This is a genomic window from Sorangium sp. So ce1335, from assembly GCF_051521615.1.
Lineage (GTDB): Bacteria > Myxococcota_A > Polyangia > Polyangiales > Polyangiaceae > Sorangium.
Genome location: NZ_CP150363.1, coordinates 7,878,625 through 7,898,009, shown reverse-complemented (window position 1 = coordinate 7,898,009; position 19,385 = coordinate 7,878,625). Strand labels below are relative to the sequence as shown.

The 19,385-nt window shown below is 73.2% G+C and carries 16 protein-coding genes; 11 read left to right on the top strand and 5 right to left on the bottom strand.

All coding sequences use genetic code 11. The annotated features are described in order from the left end of the window. Nucleotides 1–179 precede the first annotated feature (179 nt). The 3 genes from WMF24_RS29075 (at nt 180) to WMF24_RS29065 (ending at nt 3,707) form a co-directional block, all read left to right on the top strand. Complete coding sequence (locus tag WMF24_RS29075; protein ID WP_437730667.1) at nt 180–2,177, top strand: DEAD/DEAH box helicase; 1,998 nt, start codon at nt 180–182, stop codon at nt 2,175–2,177. A gap of 157 nt (nt 2,178–2,334) precedes the next feature. After that, nucleotides 2,335–2,739 carry a DUF4398 domain-containing protein gene (locus WMF24_RS29070; RefSeq protein ID WP_437730666.1) on the top strand — a complete coding sequence of 135 codons (405 nt, stop codon included), beginning with the start codon at nt 2,335–2,337 and terminating at the stop codon, nt 2,737–2,739. Between the two features lie 17 nt (nt 2,740–2,756). Further along, nucleotides 2,757–3,707 carry an OmpA family protein gene (locus tag WMF24_RS29065; protein WP_437730665.1) on the top strand — a complete coding sequence of 317 codons (951 nt, stop codon included), beginning with the start codon at nt 2,757–2,759 and terminating at the stop codon, nt 3,705–3,707. 169 nt (nt 3,708–3,876) lie between these two features. Here WMF24_RS29065 and WMF24_RS29060 read toward each other — a convergent pair whose 3' ends face one another. After that, nucleotides 3,877–4,653 carry a hypothetical protein gene (locus WMF24_RS29060; protein ID WP_437730664.1) on the bottom strand — a complete coding sequence of 259 codons (777 nt, stop codon included), beginning with the start codon at nt 4,651–4,653 and terminating at the stop codon, nt 3,877–3,879. A gap of 204 nt (nt 4,654–4,857) precedes the next feature. Here WMF24_RS29060 and WMF24_RS29055 point away from each other — a divergent pair, with 204 nt between their 5' ends. Next, nucleotides 4,858–5,700, top strand: a complete 843-nt coding sequence (locus WMF24_RS29055) for a CPBP family glutamic-type intramembrane protease (protein WP_437730663.1) — start codon at nt 4,858–4,860, stop codon at nt 5,698–5,700. Between the two features lie 191 nt (nt 5,701–5,891). Here WMF24_RS29055 and WMF24_RS29050 read toward each other — a convergent pair whose 3' ends face one another. Continuing rightward, nucleotides 5,892–6,059, bottom strand: a complete 168-nt coding sequence (locus WMF24_RS29050; RefSeq protein WP_437738955.1) for a hypothetical protein — start codon at nt 6,057–6,059, stop codon at nt 5,892–5,894. On the opposite strand from WMF24_RS29050, the gene WMF24_RS29045 reads away from it, so the two are divergent. Next, complete coding sequence (locus tag WMF24_RS29045; protein ID WP_437738870.1) at nt 6,019–9,000, top strand: kelch repeat-containing protein; 2,982 nt, start codon at nt 6,019–6,021, stop codon at nt 8,998–9,000. The genes WMF24_RS29050 and WMF24_RS29045 overlap by 41 nt on opposite strands. A gap of 159 nt (nt 9,001–9,159) precedes the next feature. Here the strand turns inward: WMF24_RS29045 and WMF24_RS29040 are convergent, their stop codons facing one another. Beyond that, nucleotides 9,160–9,921, bottom strand: a complete 762-nt coding sequence (locus tag WMF24_RS29040) for an SDR family oxidoreductase (protein WP_437730662.1) — start codon at nt 9,919–9,921, stop codon at nt 9,160–9,162. Between the two features lie 290 nt (nt 9,922–10,211). On the opposite strand from WMF24_RS29040, the gene WMF24_RS29035 reads away from it, so the two are divergent. After that, a complete protein-coding gene (locus WMF24_RS29035) occupies nt 10,212–10,409 on the top strand; it encodes a hypothetical protein (RefSeq protein WP_437730661.1) in 198 nt (65 codons plus the stop codon). 57 nt (nt 10,410–10,466) lie between these two features. Here the strand turns inward: WMF24_RS29035 and WMF24_RS29030 are convergent, their stop codons facing one another. Beyond that, nucleotides 10,467–11,792: an SLC13 family permease gene (locus WMF24_RS29030; protein WP_437730660.1), complete on the bottom strand. Its 1,326-nt coding sequence runs from the start codon at nt 11,790–11,792 to the stop codon at nt 10,467–10,469. A gap of 308 nt (nt 11,793–12,100) precedes the next feature. On the opposite strand from WMF24_RS29030, the gene WMF24_RS29025 reads away from it, so the two are divergent. After that, complete coding sequence (locus tag WMF24_RS29025) at nt 12,101–12,607, top strand: hypothetical protein (RefSeq protein WP_437730659.1); 507 nt, start codon at nt 12,101–12,103, stop codon at nt 12,605–12,607. Between the two features lie 76 nt (nt 12,608–12,683). Continuing rightward, nucleotides 12,684–13,760 (top strand): DNA polymerase III subunit delta, encoded by a 1,077-nt coding sequence (gene holA, locus WMF24_RS29020; RefSeq protein WP_437730658.1) that lies wholly within the window; start codon nt 12,684–12,686, stop codon nt 13,758–13,760. A 189-nt stretch (nt 13,761–13,949) separates the two neighbouring features. On the opposite strand, the gene WMF24_RS29015 is transcribed toward holA, so the two are convergent. After that, nucleotides 13,950–14,633, bottom strand: a complete 684-nt coding sequence (locus tag WMF24_RS29015; protein WP_437730657.1) for an HAD family hydrolase — start codon at nt 14,631–14,633, stop codon at nt 13,950–13,952. A 775-nt stretch (nt 14,634–15,408) separates the two neighbouring features. Between WMF24_RS29015 and WMF24_RS29010 the strand changes: the two genes are divergently transcribed. The 3 genes from WMF24_RS29010 (at nt 15,409) to WMF24_RS29000 (ending at nt 18,552) form a co-directional block, all read left to right on the top strand. Further along, the gene (locus tag WMF24_RS29010) at nt 15,409–16,437 is read left to right on the top strand and encodes a hypothetical protein (RefSeq protein ID WP_437730656.1); all 1,029 of its coding nucleotides are present in this window, start codon (nt 15,409–15,411) and stop codon (nt 16,435–16,437) included. 181 nt (nt 16,438–16,618) lie between these two features. Beyond that, nucleotides 16,619–17,692: a hypothetical protein gene (locus WMF24_RS29005; protein ID WP_437730655.1), complete on the top strand. Its 1,074-nt coding sequence runs from the start codon at nt 16,619–16,621 to the stop codon at nt 17,690–17,692. A gap of 29 nt (nt 17,693–17,721) precedes the next feature. Next, nucleotides 17,722–18,552 carry a hypothetical protein gene (locus WMF24_RS29000; protein WP_437730654.1) on the top strand — a complete coding sequence of 277 codons (831 nt, stop codon included), beginning with the start codon at nt 17,722–17,724 and terminating at the stop codon, nt 18,550–18,552. The last annotated feature ends 833 nt before the right edge of the window (nt 18,553–19,385 follow it).

The following is a 19,385-nucleotide window of genomic DNA, read 5'->3' as shown; positions in this document are numbered from 1 at the left end:
CCGACGATCCGGGCCGGCCACGACCGTCGCCGCCGAGGCGGCGAGGGCGCCTGCGGACGCCACCGAGACCGACACCGAGGCGGGCGCGAGCGCCGGACCGCCGGAACGCCGGGGCATCGCCGCGCCGGGTGTGATTGGCCGCGACAGCCGTCCAGCTTCTGCTAGGTTGCGCGGCTTTCATGAATCCAGACTCACCGATCGACGCCTTGCCCGCGCCGCTCGCGGGCGCGCTCGCCCGCCGCGGCTTCACCTCCCTCACCCCCGTCCAACAGGCCGTCCTCGCGCCGGAGCTCGCCGGCCGGGACCTCCGCATCTCGTCGCAGACCGGCTCGGGGAAGACCGTGGCCATCGGCCTCGCGCTCGCCCCCCGCCTCGAACGCGCCGTCGCCGAGCGCGCCGCCGCGGCCGCGCCCGACGGCGCGCCGCGGACCGCGGCGGCCCCCGCCGCCGTGATCATCGCCCCGACGCGCGAGCTCGCCGCGCAGATCGCCGGCGAGCTCGGCTGGCTCCTCGCGCCCCTCGGCGCGCGCGTCGCCTGCGTCACCGGCGGCACGAGCTTCGGCGTGGAGGCGCGCTCGATGCGCCGCGACCCGCTGGTCATCGCCGGGACGCCCGGCCGCCTCCTCGACCACCTGGAGCGCGGGACGCTCGATCCGCGCGGCGTCGTCGCCCTCGTGCTCGACGAGGCGGACCAGATGCTCGACCTCGGCTTCCGCGAGGAGCTCGAGGCGATCGCGGGCCGGATGCCCGTCGAGCGCCAGACCCACCTCGTCTCGGCCACCTTCTCGCGCGAGGTCCGCGCGCTCGCCGACCGCTTCCAGCGGGGCGCGGCGAGCGTCGAGGGCACGCGCCCCGGCGCGGCCAACGGCGACATCGCGCACGTCGCCCACCTCGTGCTCCCGGCCGAGCGCGACGCGGCGCTCGTGAACCTGCTGCTCCTCGCGCCCGGCGAGCGCACGCTCGTCTTCGTGCGCACGCGCGAGGGCGCCGCGGAGCTCGCCGACAAGCTCACGGCGCTCGGCCTGCCCGCGGGCGCCCTGAGCGGCGACCTCGAGCAGCGCGAGCGCACGCGCACGCTCGACGCGTTCCGCTCCGGCGCCATCACGACGCTCGTCGCGACCGACGTCGCCGCGCGCGGCATCGACGTGCCCGAGGTCGGGCGCGTCATCCACGCCGATCCACCGGGCGATCCCGAGATCTACACGCACCGGAGCGGCCGCACGGGGCGGGCGGGCCGCAAGGGGACGAGCGTGCTGCTCGTCGCGCCGTTCGCGCGCGAGCACGCGCTGAGGCTGCTCCGGCGCGCGGGCGTCGAGGTCGCGTTCCGGCCGGCCCCGTCGCCCGACGACGTGCTGCGCGCCGCCGACGAGCGGCTCGCGGCCGATCTCGCCGCCGCGCGCCGGATCGAGGCCGGGGACGCGGGCGGTGAGGGAGCGGGCGAGGTGCGCGCCGGCGGCGCGGGTGGGGAGGATGCGGGCGCGGACCGCGCGCGGGAGCGGTCGGGCCTCGCGGCCGAGCCGCGGCTCATGCAGCTCGCCGCGCGCCTGCTCGCGGACATGGCCCCGACGGAGCTCGTCGCGGCGCTCCTCGCGCGGGCGAAGCACACCGGCCCCTGCGCGCCGCAGCCCGTCACCGCGATCGCGCCGCCCCGGTCCGAGCCGCCGCGCGATCGCGCCGCCGGTCCCCGCGGCGACGCCGCTCGTCGCGGCGGCGCCCTGCATCGCCCCGCCGGCCGTCGCGAGGATGCCGTCCGTTTCGGCGGCGCCGGTCCTCGCGGCGACGCCGGTCCTCGCGGCGACGCCGCTCGCCGCGCCGACGCCGGTCCTCGCGGCGACGCCGCTCGCCGCGCCGACGCCGGTCCTCGCGGCGACGTCGCGCGCCGCGGAGATGCGGCCCGTCGCGGCGACGGCGAGCACGCCCCGCGCCTCCCGTTCGTGCCCTTCCAGGTCAACTGGGGGGAGCGCCACGGCGCGGATCCCCGGCGCCTGCTCGCGCTCGTGTGCCGCCGCGGCGGCGTGTCGAGCCGGCAGATCGGCGCGATCCGGATCGGCAGCACCGCGTCCGTCGTCGAGGTGGCCTCGCCCGCGGCGCCCGAGTTCGCGCGCGCTGTCAACCAGCCCGACGCGCGCGACGCGCGGATCCGCATCGTCCGCGCGAGCTCGATGCGCGTCGACTAGCCCCGCCCGCCAGAGGTCCGGGGTGGCCGGGCCGCTGCGCCGCCCCGCGGCGGCTCCGCGCCGCGAGCGAGCGGGCCCGCGCGCTCCGGGGACAATGGCCTTGAAAGGCAGGGGTTTCCTGATTTCTCGCCGACCTCGGGTGTTGTACAAGGTCCGGGTGAACCGAAGCTCGAACCTCAAGCCAGCCAGCAGTTGCCGTCTTGCGAGCCCGGCCGCGGTGCTCGCTGCATTGCTCGGTCTTGCCCTTGTCGCGTGCGGCGGCAGCGTGCCCCCGCCGAACGATCAGCTCGCCGCGTCCCAGGCCGCCATCCGCGCGGCGGACGAGGTGGGCGCCGAGACCGACCCCCAGGCCGCCCTCCACCTGAAGCTCGCGAACGAGCAGCTCGACAAGGCCAAGCAGCTCATGCAGGAGGGCGAGAACGAGGCCGCCCTGCCCCTGCTCGAGCGCGCCGAGGCCGACGCCGAGCTCGCGCTGGCGATCGCGAAGGCGCGCGCCACGCAGGTCCAGGCGCAGGAGGCGCTGAAGCAGGTCGAGCAGCTGAAGCAGGCGGGGTTCAAGTGAAGCGAGAGGTAAAGGTGATGGCTTCTGGAGTGAAGATCCTGTCCTTGCCCGGCCGGTCCCTCGCGCTGTGCGCCGCGCTCTACGCGGCGTCCGGGTGCAGCGCGGCGATGCCGCCGAAGGAGCTCGTCGACGCCCGCACGAGCTACAAGCGCGCGGCCCAGGGCCCGGCCTCGAGCCTCGCGCCCGCCCAGCTCGACACGGCGAAGCAGGCGCTCTCCCGCGCCGAGGGCGCGTTCAACGAGGAGCCCGAGTCGCAGCAGACGCGCGACCTCGCCTACATCGCCGACCGCAAGGCGCGGGAGGCGGAGGCGGCGGCGGCGCTCGAGCAGGCGCAGCGCGACAAGACCGCGGCCGAGCAGAATTTCAAGGAGCTCTCGCAGCAGCAGCTCGCCACCGCGAAGGACGCGCTGCAGAGCAACCAGCAGCAGATCGAGCGCGAGCGGCAGGCGCGCGCCCAGGCCGAGAGCGCGCGGCTCCAGGCCGAGAGCGCGCGCACCCAGGCCGAGAAGGCCCGCCAGGAGGCCGAGGCGGCGCGGCGGGAGGCCGAGCGCGTCGCGAACGCGGCGCTCGCGAGCCTGAAGGAGATCGCCGCGGTGAAGGAGGAGAAGCGCGGCGTCGTCATCACGCTCTCCGGCGCGGTGCTCTTCGCCTCCGGCAAGTCCGAGCTCCTGCCGATCGCCAAGGAGAAGCTCAACCAGGTCGCGACGACGCTCAAGGACCAGGGGTCGCCGCCGCTGCGGATCGAGGGGCACACCGACTCGACCGGCTCCGCCCAGGCGAACCGCAAGCTCTCGCTCGACCGCGCCGACGCCGTGAAGACCCACCTCATCAGCGTCGGGCTCCCCGCCGACAAGATCGCGACCGTCGGCCACGGCCCCGACCGCCCGGTGGCGGACAACAAGACCCCCGAGGGCCGCGCCAACAACCGGCGCGTCGAGATCATCGTCAATCCCACCAGCGACCAGTGACGGCGCCGAGGGGCCGCGCGCCCTTCAGGCATCCTCGCAAAGGGCACAGGGGCAGAGATCTACATCTCTCTCCTCTGTGCCCTCTGTGCCTCTGTGGTTCAAATTCCTCCCCTCCGAGCCTGGGCCAGGAAGCGAGCCCTCCGGGACGAGCGATCGAGGAGCGCCTCGGTCACGGGCGGTGGCCGTCGTCCCGCGCCGCGCGCCGTGCGAACGGGCGCAGGGCGTGCGTCCTCACGCTCTGGGCGCCGGCGCCCATCGCCGGCGGCGGGACCCCGGCGCGCGCCGCGGCCTCGGCGATCTGCGCCTCGAGCGCGTCGAACATCCCGTCGAGCTCGCTGTGGCACCGGTCGACGAGCTGCAGCGCCTCCGCCCGCGCCTCCGGGTCGAGGACGACGGACTCGAGGCGAGCGCTGGTGTCCTCCCCGAAGACGCCGTGCGCCTTCTCCATATCGAGGTGCTCCCGGGAGAAGTAGCGAAGGCAGCGCCGCTCGCCGATGCGCTCCAGGTAGCGCGCGACGCGCTCGAAGAAGACGTGCCCCGCCGAATCGAGCGTCAGCAGCAGCGTGAGCCGACCCGCGTCGTGGCGCACCCTGAACGCCTGCGCGACGAGCGCAAAGCTTGCGTCGCGCGCGGCGTGGTGAGGCTGGCCGAAGAGCTGCGCCGGCGTGGGGGGATCGACGCCGAGCGCCGCCAGATCGTCGAGGAACCAGCGGTCGTGACCGGCGTTCTCCAGGCGATTGCGGTGCACGATGCGCTTGTATTTCGGATCCGACACGCGCTCGTCGCAGACGCGCAGGATGTCCTGGAACGTCATCACGAAGAACGTCAGGCAGAGCGGGAACGGCGCGAGCTGAGCGAGGGGCGGATCGGCCTCGAGTCGGGCGAAGAACGGGTGGTCGCTGAAGCGCGTCTGATGGTGCGCGATGTGCTGCTGAATCATTTTCATGGCGTGTCTTCTTCTCCGGGTGCTCGCATAGCTGCAAGACGCATACCCGGAGCCGGTACGCCCGCGTTCGCCGTACCGCGACGGTCGTGAAATTCTGTTGTCCGACGGCCGACGGGCAGCGGCGCGATCCGGCCGGGGCGACGGCGGGACGGGCGCCGGCCTTCCGCGTTGTGCGGCGAGCGCCCGCGGTGTTAAGCACGGCGCGTGTTCGGACGCTTTTTCCGCGGGATCTGGCAGGAATACGTGATCGACCTGCGCGACCGGCTCGACGCCGAGGCCGCGCTCTACCGGAGCACCACGCCGCCGGGAGAGGTCAGCCGCCGCCTCGTGAGCGTGTTTCTCACCGTGATCGGCGTCCTCATCTTCGTCCGCTTCGCGGGCAATGAGAACGACACGCGGTGGATGGTCCAGGGCCTTCGCGCCGTGGGCCTCGACGACCTCGCGGCGCGGCTCCACGACGCGCTGAACACCTCGCCGGACCGCCGCTTTCACCAGCGCATCGTCTGGGCGGTCGCCCGCGTCACCGGCTATCTGGTCCCGACCCTGCTCGTCGCGCGCCTCGTGCTGCGCGACCCCATCCGGAGCCTCGGCCTGCGCGTCCGCGGGACGGCGCGGCACATGTCCGTTTATGCCCTCTTCTTCGCCGTCATGGCGCCCGTGCTCTACATCGCCTCGCTCTCGCCGGCCTTCCAGGCGAAGTATCCTTATTACAAGCTCGCGCGCGGCGAGGCGCTGTGGCCGTGGTTCTGGGGGTGGGAGGCCCTCTATGCCGCGCAGTTCGTCGCGCTGGAGTTCTTCTACCGCGGCTTCTTCCTCCACGGGCTCCGCCGCGCGCTCGGCCACGCCTCCATCTTCGTCATGATGGTGCCGTACACGATGATCCATTTCGGCAAGCCGTTGCCCGAGACCCTCGGCTCGGTGCTCGCCGGGTTCATCCTTGGCACGGTGAGCCTGAAGAGCGGCTCCATCTGGGGCGGCTGCGCGATCCACGTCGCTGTCGCGACGTCGATGGACCTGCTCTCCCTGTGGCACCAGGGGCGTCTATGACGGCGCTCCGCGGCGGGCCACATCTCCGGCGGGCGCGGCGGCCAGAGGAGGATCAGCCGCCGCCCGCCGGTGCCTTCGTTCGCTGTCATGGAGGTGCTCGCCGCCAGGGCGCGGCGCGCGGCGGGCGAGTCGGTCCTCGGCGCTCGCGCCGCCGGCGCTCCAGGGGCTGAACAATCCGTGCCCCGGAGGCATCAGACGGCGGCGGAGAGGAGGAACGAGATGCGATCGAGCTGGTTGCTGGGGGGTGCCCTGGCCTGCGCCGTGGTGATGCTGTCGGCGGGAGAGGTCTGGGCCGCCGGAACGCCGTCCTGGGAGAGCTTGCCTCCGTTGATCACCCCGCGGAGCGGGCATACGGCCACGTTGCTCCAGGATGGCCGGGTGCTCGTGGCGGGAGGCCACGGCGGCGACAGAACCGTGCTCCTCCGGGAGGTCGAGCTCTACGACCCGGCGAGCAAGACGTGGGCGCCCGCAGCGCCGCTGCGCAGCCCGCTCCGCGAGGCCGCCGCGACGGCCGTCCTGCCGGACGGGCTCGCTCTCGTGACGGACGGCGAGAACGTGGAGGTCTACTCCCCGGATCTCGATCTGTGGAGCGCGGCGGCTCCCCTGACGCCGGCGCTCACGGCGCCCCACGCCGTGCTCCTCCCGAGCGGCAAGCTGATGATGCTCGGCCACACGTCGGGCTCCATCGCGGGCAGCATCTATGATGCCCCCACGGGCACCTGGCGTCCCATCCGATCGCTGAGCGGCGTGGCCGCCACGAGCGCGACGCCGCTCCCGGACGGCCGTGTGCTCGCGGCGGGCAACGGCCGCGGCAACATCTACGATCCGGAGACCGATTCCTGGACACCGACCTCCGCGCCCGTCCTCTGGTCCAGGGTGTACCGCGCGACGCGGCTCGCCAGCGGCGACGTCCTCTTCGTGGGCGGATTCGAGCTCGAGGCCCCGCACCCCTCGCAGCTTTACCTCCACGACGCCGATCTATGGATAGCGATCCAGGGGCATGAGCCCTTGTACGACCCCTATCCTGACTGCGTCCCGGACGGGTACTTCGACAGGGGCGTGGGCGTCTCGCTGCTCCCCAGCGGAAGCGTCCTCCTGACAGGCGGGATGGTGTCGTACGTCTGCGGGGCCGAGGACGAAAATGGCCAGCTCGTGAACGTGTCGCGCTACAGCGAGTTCAGCGCCGCGCTGGAGCTCTATGATCCGGCGAGGGCTGCCTGGGGGGCCCTCGACGTGGGAGCGCCGGAGACGATGGCGCGCGCGCATCACACGTCGACGACCCTCGACGACGGCAGCGTGCTGATCGCTGGCGGGCTGGTCGCGGCCGGCTCGCGCGCCGACGCGCCGGTCCCGACGGCCTCCGCGTTGCTCTTCCACGAGCGCGCGCCGCTCGGCGCGGCCTGCGAGGCCGGCGGCGACTGCGCGAGCGGCTTCTGCGCGGATTCGGTCTGCTGCGATGCGGCCTGTGCCGGTCCGTGCGACGCGTGCGCGGCCTCGGCGGGGGCCACGAAGGACGGCGCCTGCACGCCGCTCTCGGGCACGCCGTGTGACGACGCCGACGCGTGCATCGTGGGAGGCGTCTGCGAGGCGGGCACCTGCGCCGGCGGCGCCGCCGCGCCCGACGGAACCCCGTGCGACGACGCCGAGGTGTGCTCCGCGACGAGCACGTGCCAGGGCGGCGCCTGCGTCGGAGCGAGCCCGGCGAGCTGCCAGCCGCCGGACGGCTGTCACGAGCCTCCCGCCTGCGATCCCGAGCTCGGGTGCTCGGGGCCCGCGCCCGAAAAGCCGGACGGCGCGCGCTGCGACGTCGCGGGGACGCCGGATGCCTGGCAGCCCGCGGCGAGGTTGCCGAACGAGGTGAAGGACGTGCTCGCGGCCACGTTGCTGGAGGACGGCACGGTGCTGGCCGTCGGGGTGGAGAACAGCTCCGCCGCGCCCTTGAGGGCGGTGCGCTACGACCCGAGCACGGACCGATGGCAGCTCATCGAGGGAACGCCACAGGTGCGGTCGAGCTTCACCCTCCACGCCACGCCGCTGCAGGACGGCACGGTCCTCGTGAACAGCCACGATCGCGTGGACCGGTTCAACCCGGCCACGGGCGAATGGGAGGGGGCCGCGGCCATGCTCGGGGCTCACCAGCTCGGCTCGGCGACGCTGCTCCAGGACGGCAGGGTGCTCGTCATGGGGGGCAACGCCGGATCCGTGGAGGTGTATGATCCCGCCGCGGACGCCTGGACCTCGGTCGCGCCCGCGACCGTGCGGCGATTCAGTCACACGGCGACGCTGCTCCAGGACGGCAGAGTGCTCGTCACGGGCGGCGGCGACGACCCGACGAGCGCCGAGGCGTATGACCCGGCTGCCGACACCTGGACGCCCGTGGCTTCGATGAGCTCGGCGCGCGCGGGGCACACGGCGAGGCTGCTCCAGGACGGCAGGGTGCTCGTCGTGGGGGGCAGCCGTGACGGCATGGTCCTCACGACAGCCGAGCTCTACGATCCGGCGAGCGACACCTGGACGCCAGCGGCAGAGATTGCCGCCCGGCGGCGGGGTTACGGCCAAGCCGTGCTCCTTGCCGACGGCAGGGTGCTCGTGGCGGGCAATCTGGATGGGCCGTATTCGCTCGATTACACGGCCGAGCTTTACGATCCGGCGACGGACCTCTGGTCGCCGGGGCCTGCGATGGACATCCCGCTCGCCGGTCACGTGGCGGCGCGGCTGGATGACGGACGCGTCCTGATGATAGGCGGTGACCTCGGCAGTGCGTTCTACCCGTCCTCCCTCGTGGACCTCTATGTTCCTGGGCAGCGTCCGGGCAGCGGGGTGTGCCAGGCCGGCGTGTGCTTGCCGGGCGCAGGTGGAGAGGGTGGCGCCGGCGGCAGCGGCGGTGACGCGAGCGGCGCTGGCGGCAGCGGCGGTGACGCGAGCGGCGCTGGCGGCAGCGGCGGTGACGCGAGCGGCGCCGGCGGCAGCGGCGGTGACGCGAGCGGCGCCGGCGGCAGCGGCGGTGATGCGAGCGGCGCCGGCGGCAGCGGCGGTGATGCGAGCGGCGCCGGCGGCAGCACCACGAGCGCAGGCGGGACGGGCGAAGGGGGTGGCGGCGGTGAGCCCGGCACGCAGAGCGGCGCTGGCGGCGGCCCTTCAGGCGGAGACGGCGTTCGCTGGCATTGCCAGATGACGGCCGGGGCCCAGGGGACACCCACGTGGCTCGTCCTCGTCGGGGGGCTCGCTGCCCTGCGCGTGCGCCGGCGCTCCGCGAGGAGCAGCGGCGCTGCGGCGACGCGCCCGCGCACCCCGACGTGACGTCGGTCGGCAGGAGCGTTTCCGCGGCGACCACCGTTCCCTCCGTGCACCTCCGGACGCGGACGAGCCATGGCCCGGCGATCGCGGGCGCCCCCGGCGGCGCCCCGCGGCCGGCGGGCGCGCTCGGCGTCGCCGGCCCGAGCCGCCGCCGAGCGAAGCTCAGGCCAGCGTCCTGCCGCCGTTCACGGACAGCTTCTGGCCCGTGATGAACCCGGCGGCGTCGGACGCGAGGAACACCACAGCATCGCCGATCTCGTCCGGCGCGCCCATGCGCCGGAGCGGGTTTCCCGACGCGTAGGACTGCTTGTGGGCGTCGGTGAGGCCCTCGCTCGCGTGGCGCTCGACAGGGATCCATCCCGGCGCGACGAGGTTGACCGTGATCCCCCACGGGCCGAGCTCCTGCGCCCACGACCGCGTGAGGCCGAGCTGCGCGCCCTTGGCCGAGACGTAGCTCGAGAACTCGGGGACGCCCTGCTCGAACACCTCGGAGCCGATCTGGATGATCCGCCCGGCGCGGCGCTCCTTCATCCCGGGGACCACCGCCTGCGCGAGGAGGACCGGGCTCTTCACGAAGAACTCGAGCTGGTCGAGGCAGTGCCGCCAGGTCAGCTCCTCGAGCTTCACGTACGGCTGCGGGCCCGTCGCGTTGAGCACGAGCACCTCGATGGCGCCGAGGCGCGCCCGCACCTCGTCGACGAGGCGGGCGACGTCCCGCTCGTCGCGCACGTCGGCCTGGAACGCCTCGGCCTCGCCGCCGGCCCGGCGGATGTCCTCGACCACCCGCGCCGCCCCCTCGCGGCCGCCGAAGTAATTGACCGCTACCCGCGCGCCGGCCCCCGCGAGCTTGCGCGCGATGGCCGCGCCGAGGCCGCGGGAAGCGCCGGTGACGAGGGCGACTCGGTTCGAAAGATCGTGCGCCATGAAAGGGGCCTCTCCAGGAGATGGGTGACAGCGGCTCGCGCGTCGCTGCGCAGGAGATCGGACGTTCGGGCGCGCCTCCGAGAGCATGCTTGCCGCGCGGAGCCGCGTGCCGCGGGCGAAGATGGCCGAGGTCGGCCAGGGCATGTGTAGACACGCGGATACAGCAATACAAGATTTTTCCGTCTCCCATTCTGCAATGACACCGAGCTCAGCACGCTGGTCGATGAATTCGACGTGACTTCGACGCAGCGCGCTACCCCGGCAACGCCGGCGATCGTATGGTCAGCCACATGAATCAGCGCGTCGTCCATCGGGCCCTGCGACCTCTCGTGATGCTCGCCGTCGGCCCTGTTTTCTGTGCTGCCGTTGGGATCACCGTGGTCCACGCGTGGATCGACGGGCGGCGCCGGCCGACGCGGCGGTGGCAGCTCGCCCGCGCCGCGGCGCGGCATGACCGCCGCTGCGAGCGCGAGCAGGCGCAGCTCTGATCGACACGGTGCGTCTGGCCCGCGGCAGCGGCCCGGCTGCGCAGGTAGCGGCCCGGCTCAGCGCAGGACGAGGAGGCAGAGGAGCGCGGCGGCGATCGAGGCGAGCGTCACCGGGACCCCCACGAGGGCGTAGGAGCGAAAGCCGATCTCGCGCTCGGCGCCCACGGTCTCGACGACGATGATGTTCGCGACCGACCCGAGCAGCGTGAAGTTGCCCGCGAGCGTGGAGACGAGGGCCGTCGCGATCCAGGCGAGGTGCGGATCGGGCTGGCTCTGGATGTACGACTCCGCGAGCAGGATGAAGGGGACGTTCGAGACGATCTGACACCCGACCAGCATCGCGAGGCTGAGCCCGAGGATGCCCATCGTCGGCCCCGCGGGCAGGAAGGGGCTTGCCGCGCGCAGCGCCTGCTCGGGCATGCCGGTCTTCTGCAGTCCCGCCACCACGATGAAGAGGGCGCCGAAGAACACGAGCACCGTCCACGAGACCCTGTCGAACAGGCCGTTCGCGTCGCGGCGGTGGAGAAGGATGGCCGCTGTCGCGCCGCCGATCGCCGTCCACGCGAGGTTCGCGCCGAGCACGAAGAGGACGGAGACCACGGCGAGGCAGGCGAGCGGCACGATGGCGCTCGGCCGCGCGCCCGGCGGCGCGGGCGCGGGCGCGAGGGAGGGCGCGGGTGCGGGGGAGAGCGCGGGTGCGGGGGAGAGCGCGGGCGCGGGGGAGAGCGCGGACGCCGGCGAGATCGCGGACGCGGGCGCGGGCGCGGCGATCCGGCGGCGGAGCAGGAGGTGCAGCGTCACGGCCGTGACGGCGAGGCCGACGAGCGCGGCCGGGCCTGCCTCCAGCAGGTACGCGCGGTACGAGATGCCGGAGAGGTGGCCGACGAGCATGTTCTGCGGGTTGCCGGCGAGCGTGAGCGCGCTGCCGGCGTTGGCGCCCATCGCGAGCGCGAGCAGGTACGGCACGCGATCGAGCCCCGCGCGCCGGGCGGTCCGGTCGACGAGCGGCGCGAGCATCACGCAGACGGAGTCGTTCAGCAGCGCCGCGGAGGCGAGCCCGGAGCCGAGCGTGACGAGGTAGAGCAGGCGGACCGGCGACAGGTTCCGCCGCGCGACCCACGCGGCGGCGTGCTCGAACACCCCGGCCAGATCGAGCGACGCCGAGAGCAGCATCATGCCGAGCAGGAGGCCGATCGTGTTCGGCTCGACGGCCGCGAACGCCTCGTGCGGGGTCAGGCCGGCGCCGGGGTCGAGCGTGCTGAGGAGGACCATGGCGCACGCGCCGGCGAGCGCGCCGGCCGGGCGCCCGATCGGCAGGATCGACAGGCGCCGCGCTGCGATGAGAACGTAGGTCGCGGCGAATACGAGCAGGACGGACCACACGGCGCGGCATCAGAGCGGCGGGGCGCGCACCTGTCAAACGACCGCGGCGTCGCCGCGGGGCGGGCGGGGGTCGAGGCAAGGGGCGCCGCGGCGGGTGCAGGGGCGCCGCGCGGCGGGTGCAGGGGAGGGGCGCCGCGGCGGGTGCAGGGGAGGGGCGCCGCGCTGGATGTGGCGGCGCCTCGCCGCCGGCGTGCATTCCGGCTAAGCAGCGACGGCGGTCGACCGGCGCGGGCGCGGCGCCCTCCCGTGCTCCGCGGGAGCGCCCCGCGCTCCGCGGGGACGCCCCGCGCTCCGCAGGAACGCCCAGCATGGCCAGGCAGCTCTCGACCCCCACCGCGATCCTCCTCGGCAGCGCCATGATCTCCGCCGCGGTCTACCTCGGCCTCCGCCACGGCCCGGCCGCCGTCGCCCCGGACGCGCGCCCCGTCCACGGGACGGCCGCGATCCAGGCCGGGCCGGGGGCCTCCGCCGGGGCCGCGGAGCGCGCGGCCGCGCCGGCGCCGAGGGCCGCGCCGAGCGTGCCGCGCGACGAGGTGGCGAAGCAGGCGGCGCGCGCGCTCGACGCGCACCGGCCGGCGCTCGTCGAGCGCTGCTACAGGCCGGCGATCGCGGCGCAGCCGGAGCCGCGCACGGTGAAGTACCTCTTCAACATCACCTTCGACGCGCGCGGCCGGCAGATCGCGCGCGGCCTCATCGAGGACCGCGAGACGGCGCGCCCCGAGGTCACCGCCTGCCTCGTCGCCGCGCTCCCGCCGGTCGAGATCGCGCCGCCGGGCGCGAACGTGCGCGTGGACGTCCCGTTCTCGCTGCCGTGACGGGAGGTCGGGCTCGTCGGCCGGGCGCGATCGCGTCGCCCTTGACGCACCCGCCTGAACGCCCGATGCCGGAGGCGTGACGCCCGATCAAGCCTTGAAGGAAGCGGCCACCGGCGCGCTCCGCCCGGTCTACCTCGTGCTCGGCGAGGAGCGCTGGCTGGTCGATCGCGTGGTGAGCGCGATCCGGGAAGCGGCGGCCAAGGGCGGCATCGCCGGCTTCAACGAGGACAAGTTCACCGCGGGCGACGCGTCCATCGAGTCGATCCTCGGCGCCGCCCGCATGCTCCCGATGATGGGCCCGCGCCGCTTCGTGCTCGTCCGCGGCGTCGAGCGCTGGGAGAAGAAGGACGACGCCGACGACGGCGACGGGGACGCGGAAGAGGCGCGCGGCAGCGCGGGCGGTAAACGGAGCGCGTCGAAGCAACTGAGCCCGCTCGACGCGCTCGCGGAGTACGCGAAGGCGCCCTCGCCGAGCGCGGTCCTCGTCCTCGTCGCGCCGAAGCTCCACGGCCAGCGCCGGATCGTCACCGCCGCGAAGAAGGGGGACTTCCTCGTCGCGTGCGATCCGCTGAACCGCCGCGCGCTCCCCGGCTTCATCACGTCGATGGCCCGGGAGAAGGGAAACCCGATCTCGGGCGACGTGGCCGAGCAGCTCGCCGAGCTCGCCGGTCCCGAGCTCGGGTACGTCGTCGACGCCATCGAGCGGCTCTCGCTGTACGTCGGCCCGAAGCAGCCGATCACCGAGGACGCGATCGCGCAGGTGGTGATCCGCATCCGGCAGAGCACGGTCTGGGAGCTCATCGACGCGCTCGGGCGGCGCCGCCTCGATCGCGCGCTCGCGGCGCTCGCCGACGCGTACGACCCGCGCGACGGCGGGCTGCGCCTGCTCGGGGCGGTCTCGTGGTCGGTGCGCCAGATGGTGAAGTTCGAGTCGGCGCTCGCCGCGGGCGCGAGCCAGGCCGAGGCGGCGCAGCGCGCTGGCGTGGCGCCGTTCAAGGCGAACGACGTCGCGCAGTCCGTCCGCCAGCTCCCGAAGGGCGCGCTCGCCGGCTGGATGCGCACGCTCGCCGAGACCGACCTCGCGCTGAAGAGCAGCCGCCGCCCGGCGCAGGCGGTGCTGGAGACGATGCTGATCGAGATGTGCTCGCGCTAGCCCACGCACCAGGGAGCCGGAGAGAATTCAACGCAAAGGCGCAAAGGCGCAAAGGCGCAAAGGCGCAAAGGCGCAAAAAGACAATAAATTTTGTCTTTGTATCTTTGCGTCTTTGCGCCTTTGCGTTGAATCTCTCTCTGCTCGCGAGGCAGGGCGCCGGCAGGACTGCTGACCCGAGGTACTAAGGTACTAGCCGAGCAGCGCCTCGAGCGCGCCCTTCGCCCGGAGGTCGCTGAAGCTGTACGTCGGGGCGCAGGCCTCCAGCTCCGCGAGGGCGTAGGTGCCGGTGGCCACGGCGATCGACTCGGCGCCGATCGCCTGGGCGGCGGCGATGTCCTTTGGCGTGTCGCCGATGACGACGACGCGGCACGCCTCGAGCCGCGCCTCGAGCCGCGCCGCGCCGCGCGCCGCGCCGATGCGCAGGAGCTCGTCGCGGCGCTCGTGGTCGCAGCCGAAGCCGCCGAACGCGAACCGCTCGTAGATGCCGACGCGCGTGAGCTTCGCCTGCGCGCCCGCCCGGACGTTCCCCGTGCCGAGGCCGACGGCGCACCGCGCCCGCCGGGCGGCGGCGTCGAGCGCCTCGAGGACGCCGTGGTGGACCCGGGTGTCGCCGGCGAGCGCCACCTCCTCCGCGAGCAGCTCGACGTAGATCGCGAGGAGCGCGTCGATCGCGGGCTCGGTGACCTCGCGCCCGACCGCCTCGAGCCCCGCCCGGATGATCGCGCGGTCGGTCATGCCGGCGAACGAGAACGCCTCGCACGCGTCGCCCCGGCCGGCGTACCGGGCGAACGCGCGTTCCATGGCGCGCCGGCCTGCGCCGCCGGTGGAGAGCAGGGTGCCGTCGATATCCCAGAGGAGGACGGTGGGGCGCATGTCCCGATGGTAGATGCGGCACGGCCCCAGCGCGAGCGCTGAGGCCCGGCCCAGGGGCGCGGGGGCTCGATCGGGCAGGGGTCGGAGGCGGGGCGGAGGCGCAACCCAGGTGCGGGAGCGCCCACCCGGACGCGATCGGGCTGCCTGGACAGGGGCATCGGCCACCCGGACGCGGTCGGGCTGCCCGGACAGGGGCGGCGGTCACCCGGACAGCATCGCGACGCGCGCGGCCCTGGTGTGGCCGTCTCTCCGGTGTGGGCGCCACCGTGCACGTCCGGGTGATGCGGTACTCTGGCCGAAGGCGCGGGTGGTGCGGTACGTACCGCAGAGAGGCCGCAGAGGATCGAACCGCCAAGACGCCAAGGACGCCAAGGGCGCCAAATTATTGAGGTTTCTTGGCGTCCTTGGCGCCTTGGCGGTTCCCCGAGTCCCGCACGTTTGGCCAAAGTACCGCACCACCAAGGCGCGGTGCTTCGGGAACCGCCAAGGCGGGGCTCCCATCGTCGACCCGTGAATCGGCATCATTCACCCACGAGCCTGAGAATCGCGGTTGTCTCGACGTAATGCGTTGAGTCTCGTGACGTGAATCCTTGTGATCGCGTGTTCCGAGCGCAACCGTGCGGCGATCTCTGATAAGGGAGGCCATCGAGGGTGAGAGATCGCACGGGCGAGCGCTCGCGATCCATGGGTTCTGCCCGAGCCCGGGGAACGCCGGGCTCCGAGCGCCGCGCAGGGCGCCCTCGTGGCGCGAGACGACGTCCCGGGAGACAAGACCATGCGACGCCCGCTGTTGAGCCCGATCACCGCAGTCCTGCTGCTCCTCTCGTGCGCGGCGCCGGCGCGGGCAGAGCCGCTCCCGCGGCGCCCGCCGCCGACCGGGCCGGAGCAGGAGATGCTCGACGAGGCGAAGCGGCTCGTGGACCAGGGGCGAATCGCGGACGCCCGCGACATCCACCTGACGCTGTGGCGGCTCACGAGGAGCGCCTCCGACGCGTTCCGCGTGGGGATGCTGTCGTTCCGGTTGCGCGAGTTCCCGATGGCGGCGGAGTTCCTGTCCATCTACTTCGACATGGTCGGCACCCCCGAGGCGCCAAGGATCTGGGTCCCGCCGGGCTTCAAGGAGGGCTACGAGCTGGCGCGAGCCAACTTCGCGGAGGCGCGGCGGCACGTCGGGGCGCTCGAGGTGCGCGTGAGCGAGGCCGGCGCCGCGGTGCTCGTGGACGGCCGGCAGGTCGGCGCCTCGCCGCTCCCGCGCCCCGTGTACGTGGCGCCGGGCCAGCACCGCGTTGGCGCGCAGCGCGCCGGGCAGCGGGTCGAGGAGCCCGTCGCCGTCGACGCGGGCGGCGAGCGGACCGTCTGGCTCGTGCTCCGGCGCGCTGAAGCCGAGGCGGCCGCACGTCCCCCGACGGGCAAGCCGGCCGCGGCGCAACCTCGGCCCGCGCGCGACCCGGCGCTGCGGTGGTGGACCGTGGGCGGCCTTGCGGCCGCGTCGGCCGCGCTCGCCGTCGTCGGGGGCGTCTCCGTCGCGGAGGCCAACGACGCGGCCGGCGAGCGGGACGCCGCCTTCGTCCGGGCGCGCTGGGAGGTCTTCCGTTGCCGGCCGGGGCTCCCGGCCTGCGACGCGTATGCCGAGGCCGACGGGCGGGCCAGGACCTTCACGGCCCTGTCCGCGGGCGCCTTCATCGGGGCCGGCCTGGCGGCCGGCGGCGCCGTGGCCGCGGGGTTCCTGCTCGCGCCGGAGGCGAAGGTCGGCGTGGGCGCCGTCGGGACGGCCCCCGGCGCGGCGCTCTCCTTCGCGTGGTAGCGCCCGACCGCGCACCGGCGCGCTCCCGGGAGCTGTGCTGTCTACGTGTTCTTTTGAGTGGCAGTCCACTCGGGTAGAGAATTTGAGAGTGGTCAACGTAATGTGATCTGCGTGCGTTATTTGACGCCAGCCACGGATCTCCGAGATCCCCACGGCGAGCAGGCCTGGTATCGTGGCGCGCATGTGGAAGCGGCACCTGAGCGCCTCCTGCGCGGTGCTCCTGGCGGGTGTCCTCTGGGCGGCTTGCAGCGGTGACGCGTACATCGATGTGGAGCAGGAGCCTCCGTGCGAGTCCACGGAGGACTGCCTGCCCGAGCGGACCGGCACGGAGTGTGTGGAGGGGCGCTGCCTGTGCTCTGATCCCGAGGAGCAGAGCTGCTGCGCGCCCGGCGTGGAGGAGGAGGAAGGGGATCGCTGCGAGCGGGCGTGCCGGCCTGTGGGCGAGTGCGAGGCCACCGCGTGCGAGGCGACCCGGGATTGCCGCGGGCCCGTGGATGCCCGGTGCGGCAAGGCCGTATGCGTCGCCGGCGTCTGCAGGCTGGCCCTGCTGGAGCAGCTGCAGAACCAGCGGCACGGCGACTGCACGACCCTCCGGTGCGACCCGTCAGGGCGGGTGGTCGCCGAGCTTGACGACGGCGACGTCTTCAACGACGGCAACGAGTGTACGGTCGACGCGTGCGCCTACGGGGTCGGCGTCCATCAGCCGACGCCGGCGGGGAGAGCCACCGAGAGCTCGGGGCGCTGCGACGGCGAGGGGAACCTGGTCGAGTGCCTGACGGACGAGGATTGCGGCAATCCGTCCTCCGTGGCGTGCTCGCAGCATGGCCTGTGCGTTCCGCAGTGGTGCGTGGACGGGGATTTCGACGCCCCTTTCGGAGAGACGGCGACCGACTGCGGGGGCTCCTGCGAGCCCTGCCCCGCAGGGCAGGCGTGCCTGATCCCGGAGGACTGTCTCGATCGGGTCTGCACCGAGGAGGAGAAATGCGCGCTCCCCACGTGCCACGACGGCGTGCGGAACGGCGCGGAGACGGACGTCGACTGCGGCGCGCCGTCGTGCCCTGCCTGCGATCCTGGCAAGAGGTGCAATTCACACGAAGCCTGCAAGAGCCGCGTGTGCGCGGATGGCGTGTGCGGCGCGGCGACCTGTGACGATGGCGTCATGAACGGCGACGAGGCAGGCGTCGATTGCGGCGGCCACTGCGTCACGTGCCCGCTCTACATCGACGGGCTGGACATCGGACCTGAGGGGCTATGAATCGAAGGAGAAGTCTCGCCACCGCTCTCGTGGCGCTCGCTGTCGCGTCGCTCTGGCTCGCTTGCTCGGACAGCCCGCCGCCGCCGCCCTACGAGCCGCCGCCGGAGTGCAGGACCACGGCGGACTGTGAGCTGCCCTATAACGTGGACCCGAGGTGCGGGCAGATGGCCTGCGTCCAAGGGGCCTGCGAGCTCGAGCTCGTCGAGGTATCGAGGAGCCAGTACCGAGGCGACTGCGAGATCGTCCTGTGCGACGACGGGCAGCGCGTCCTCGAGCGCGACCCGGACGACGTGTGGGACGATGGCAACCCGTGCACGGACGACGTGTGCGAGCCGACAGGGCCACGCAACAAGTTCGTGCCGCCCTCTCCCGCGCCTTCTGGCTCCGGGTTCTGCGATGGCTATGGGAGGGTGGTCGAGTGCCTGTACGACGCTGACTGCGCGGACGAGGAGCTTCTTTGTTCCTCTGACGGCAAGTGCATCCCCCTGAGGTGCGACAACGGCGCGCTCGACGCCGACATCGGCGAGACGGCTGTCGACTGCGGCGGTCACTGCGATCGCTGCAGGATAACCCAGCCGTGCAATAGCAAGTACGACTGCATCACGGGCGTGTGCGGGCCTGACGGGGTGTGCTCGGTGGACCGGTGCCTCGATCGGGTGCAGAATGGAAACGAGACCGACGTGGATTGCGGCTACGGCTGCTACCCATGCGGAGACTGGTACAAGTGCGTGGGGGACGAGAACTGCGAGAGCAGCGTTTGCTTCGCTGGCAAGTGCCAGCCGCGCACGTGCAGCGACGGCCGGCGGAACGGGGAAGAGGAAGACGCGGACTGCGGCGGGGACTGCCCTCCCTGCAACTAGCTCCGCGGGGCATCTCGAAGCTCATCTCTCCGGAGCATGACCCTGGGCCTTGCAGCCGGGCGAGCCGTCCATCATCGAGCAGCACCCAGGGGGCGGACGGTGCGTACGCGTCGGTCCCGGCGACGGGCAGGCGTGGCGCGTCCGTGAGCCGATCGAGCCCCGTGTCCCGGAGCCGGAGCCCACGCTCGGTGAGGCGGTAGACCCTCGAGAGCAGCGGGTAGTCAGGCGGCTTCGGGCCAGGAGCATCCTCCACCGCGGCGCTCAGGTCGTGCTTTGCCCATCGGGCAAGACGGTCTCCCAGGAACAGGTCCCCTGTGCAGGAGACGAGATCCCGCAAGTCCACCCCGAGCTGCGATTTGTTGCAGATCACCTTCACTGGAGTCTGCCTCTCCTCTGCGGACAGGACGGAGAGAATCAGTTGGTCATGCCGGCTGAGACCCAGGGACCCGCCCGTGGTCCTCCGCGGAAAGAAGCAGAGGATGTCGCTGCGCTGGATCCCCAGGTCCCGCAAATAGCTACAGATCCTCCAGAGATTTACCCGATCATCGAGGCTGCTTGTCGCCCACAGAACAATGGGGGGGCCATCGGAGATGGGGCGAGTAGAGCTGATCCCATGTCTCGCCGTCTTCGTCGCTGTCCGAGCAATGTTCGCATGCAGCAAACCACGCTTCACGCGCCTGGACATGCTCGGCGGGGACCGGGCGGCTCGGCCCGATGACGAGGTGCTCGTGTGCATGCACGATGCTGGTCGCGCCGAGCTGCGCCAGGCGCTCTGCGGCTGGGGCGTCGAAGGTGACGTGGGTCGCGGTCTGGAGGAGCGGGTGCGCCGTGCT

What these genes read in the sequence shown, in the direction of transcription:
- WMF24_RS29035 (WP_437730661.1), top strand. Translation starts at nt 10,212, where the DNA reads ATGAATCAGCGCGTCGTCCATCGGGCCCTGCGACCTCTCGTGATGCTC.
- WMF24_RS29040 (WP_437730662.1), bottom strand. Translation starts at nt 9,921, where the DNA reads ATGGCGCACGATCTTTCGAACCGAGTCGCCCTCGTCACCGGCGCTTCC.
- WMF24_RS29025 (WP_437730659.1), top strand. Translation starts at nt 12,101, where the DNA reads ATGGCCAGGCAGCTCTCGACCCCCACCGCGATCCTCCTCGGCAGCGCC.
- WMF24_RS29005 (WP_437730655.1), top strand. Translation starts at nt 16,619, where the DNA reads ATGTGGAAGCGGCACCTGAGCGCCTCCTGCGCGGTGCTCCTGGCGGGT.
- WMF24_RS29060 (WP_437730664.1), bottom strand. Translation starts at nt 4,653, where the DNA reads ATGAAAATGATTCAGCAGCACATCGCGCACCATCAGACGCGCTTCAGC.
- WMF24_RS29075 (WP_437730667.1), top strand. Translation starts at nt 180, where the DNA reads ATGAATCCAGACTCACCGATCGACGCCTTGCCCGCGCCGCTCGCGGGC.
- WMF24_RS29015 (WP_437730657.1), bottom strand. Translation starts at nt 14,633, where the DNA reads ATGCGCCCCACCGTCCTCCTCTGGGATATCGACGGCACCCTGCTCTCC.
- WMF24_RS29010 (WP_437730656.1), top strand. Translation starts at nt 15,409, where the DNA reads ATGCGACGCCCGCTGTTGAGCCCGATCACCGCAGTCCTGCTGCTCCTC.
- WMF24_RS29065 (WP_437730665.1), top strand. Translation starts at nt 2,757, where the DNA reads ATGGCTTCTGGAGTGAAGATCCTGTCCTTGCCCGGCCGGTCCCTCGCG.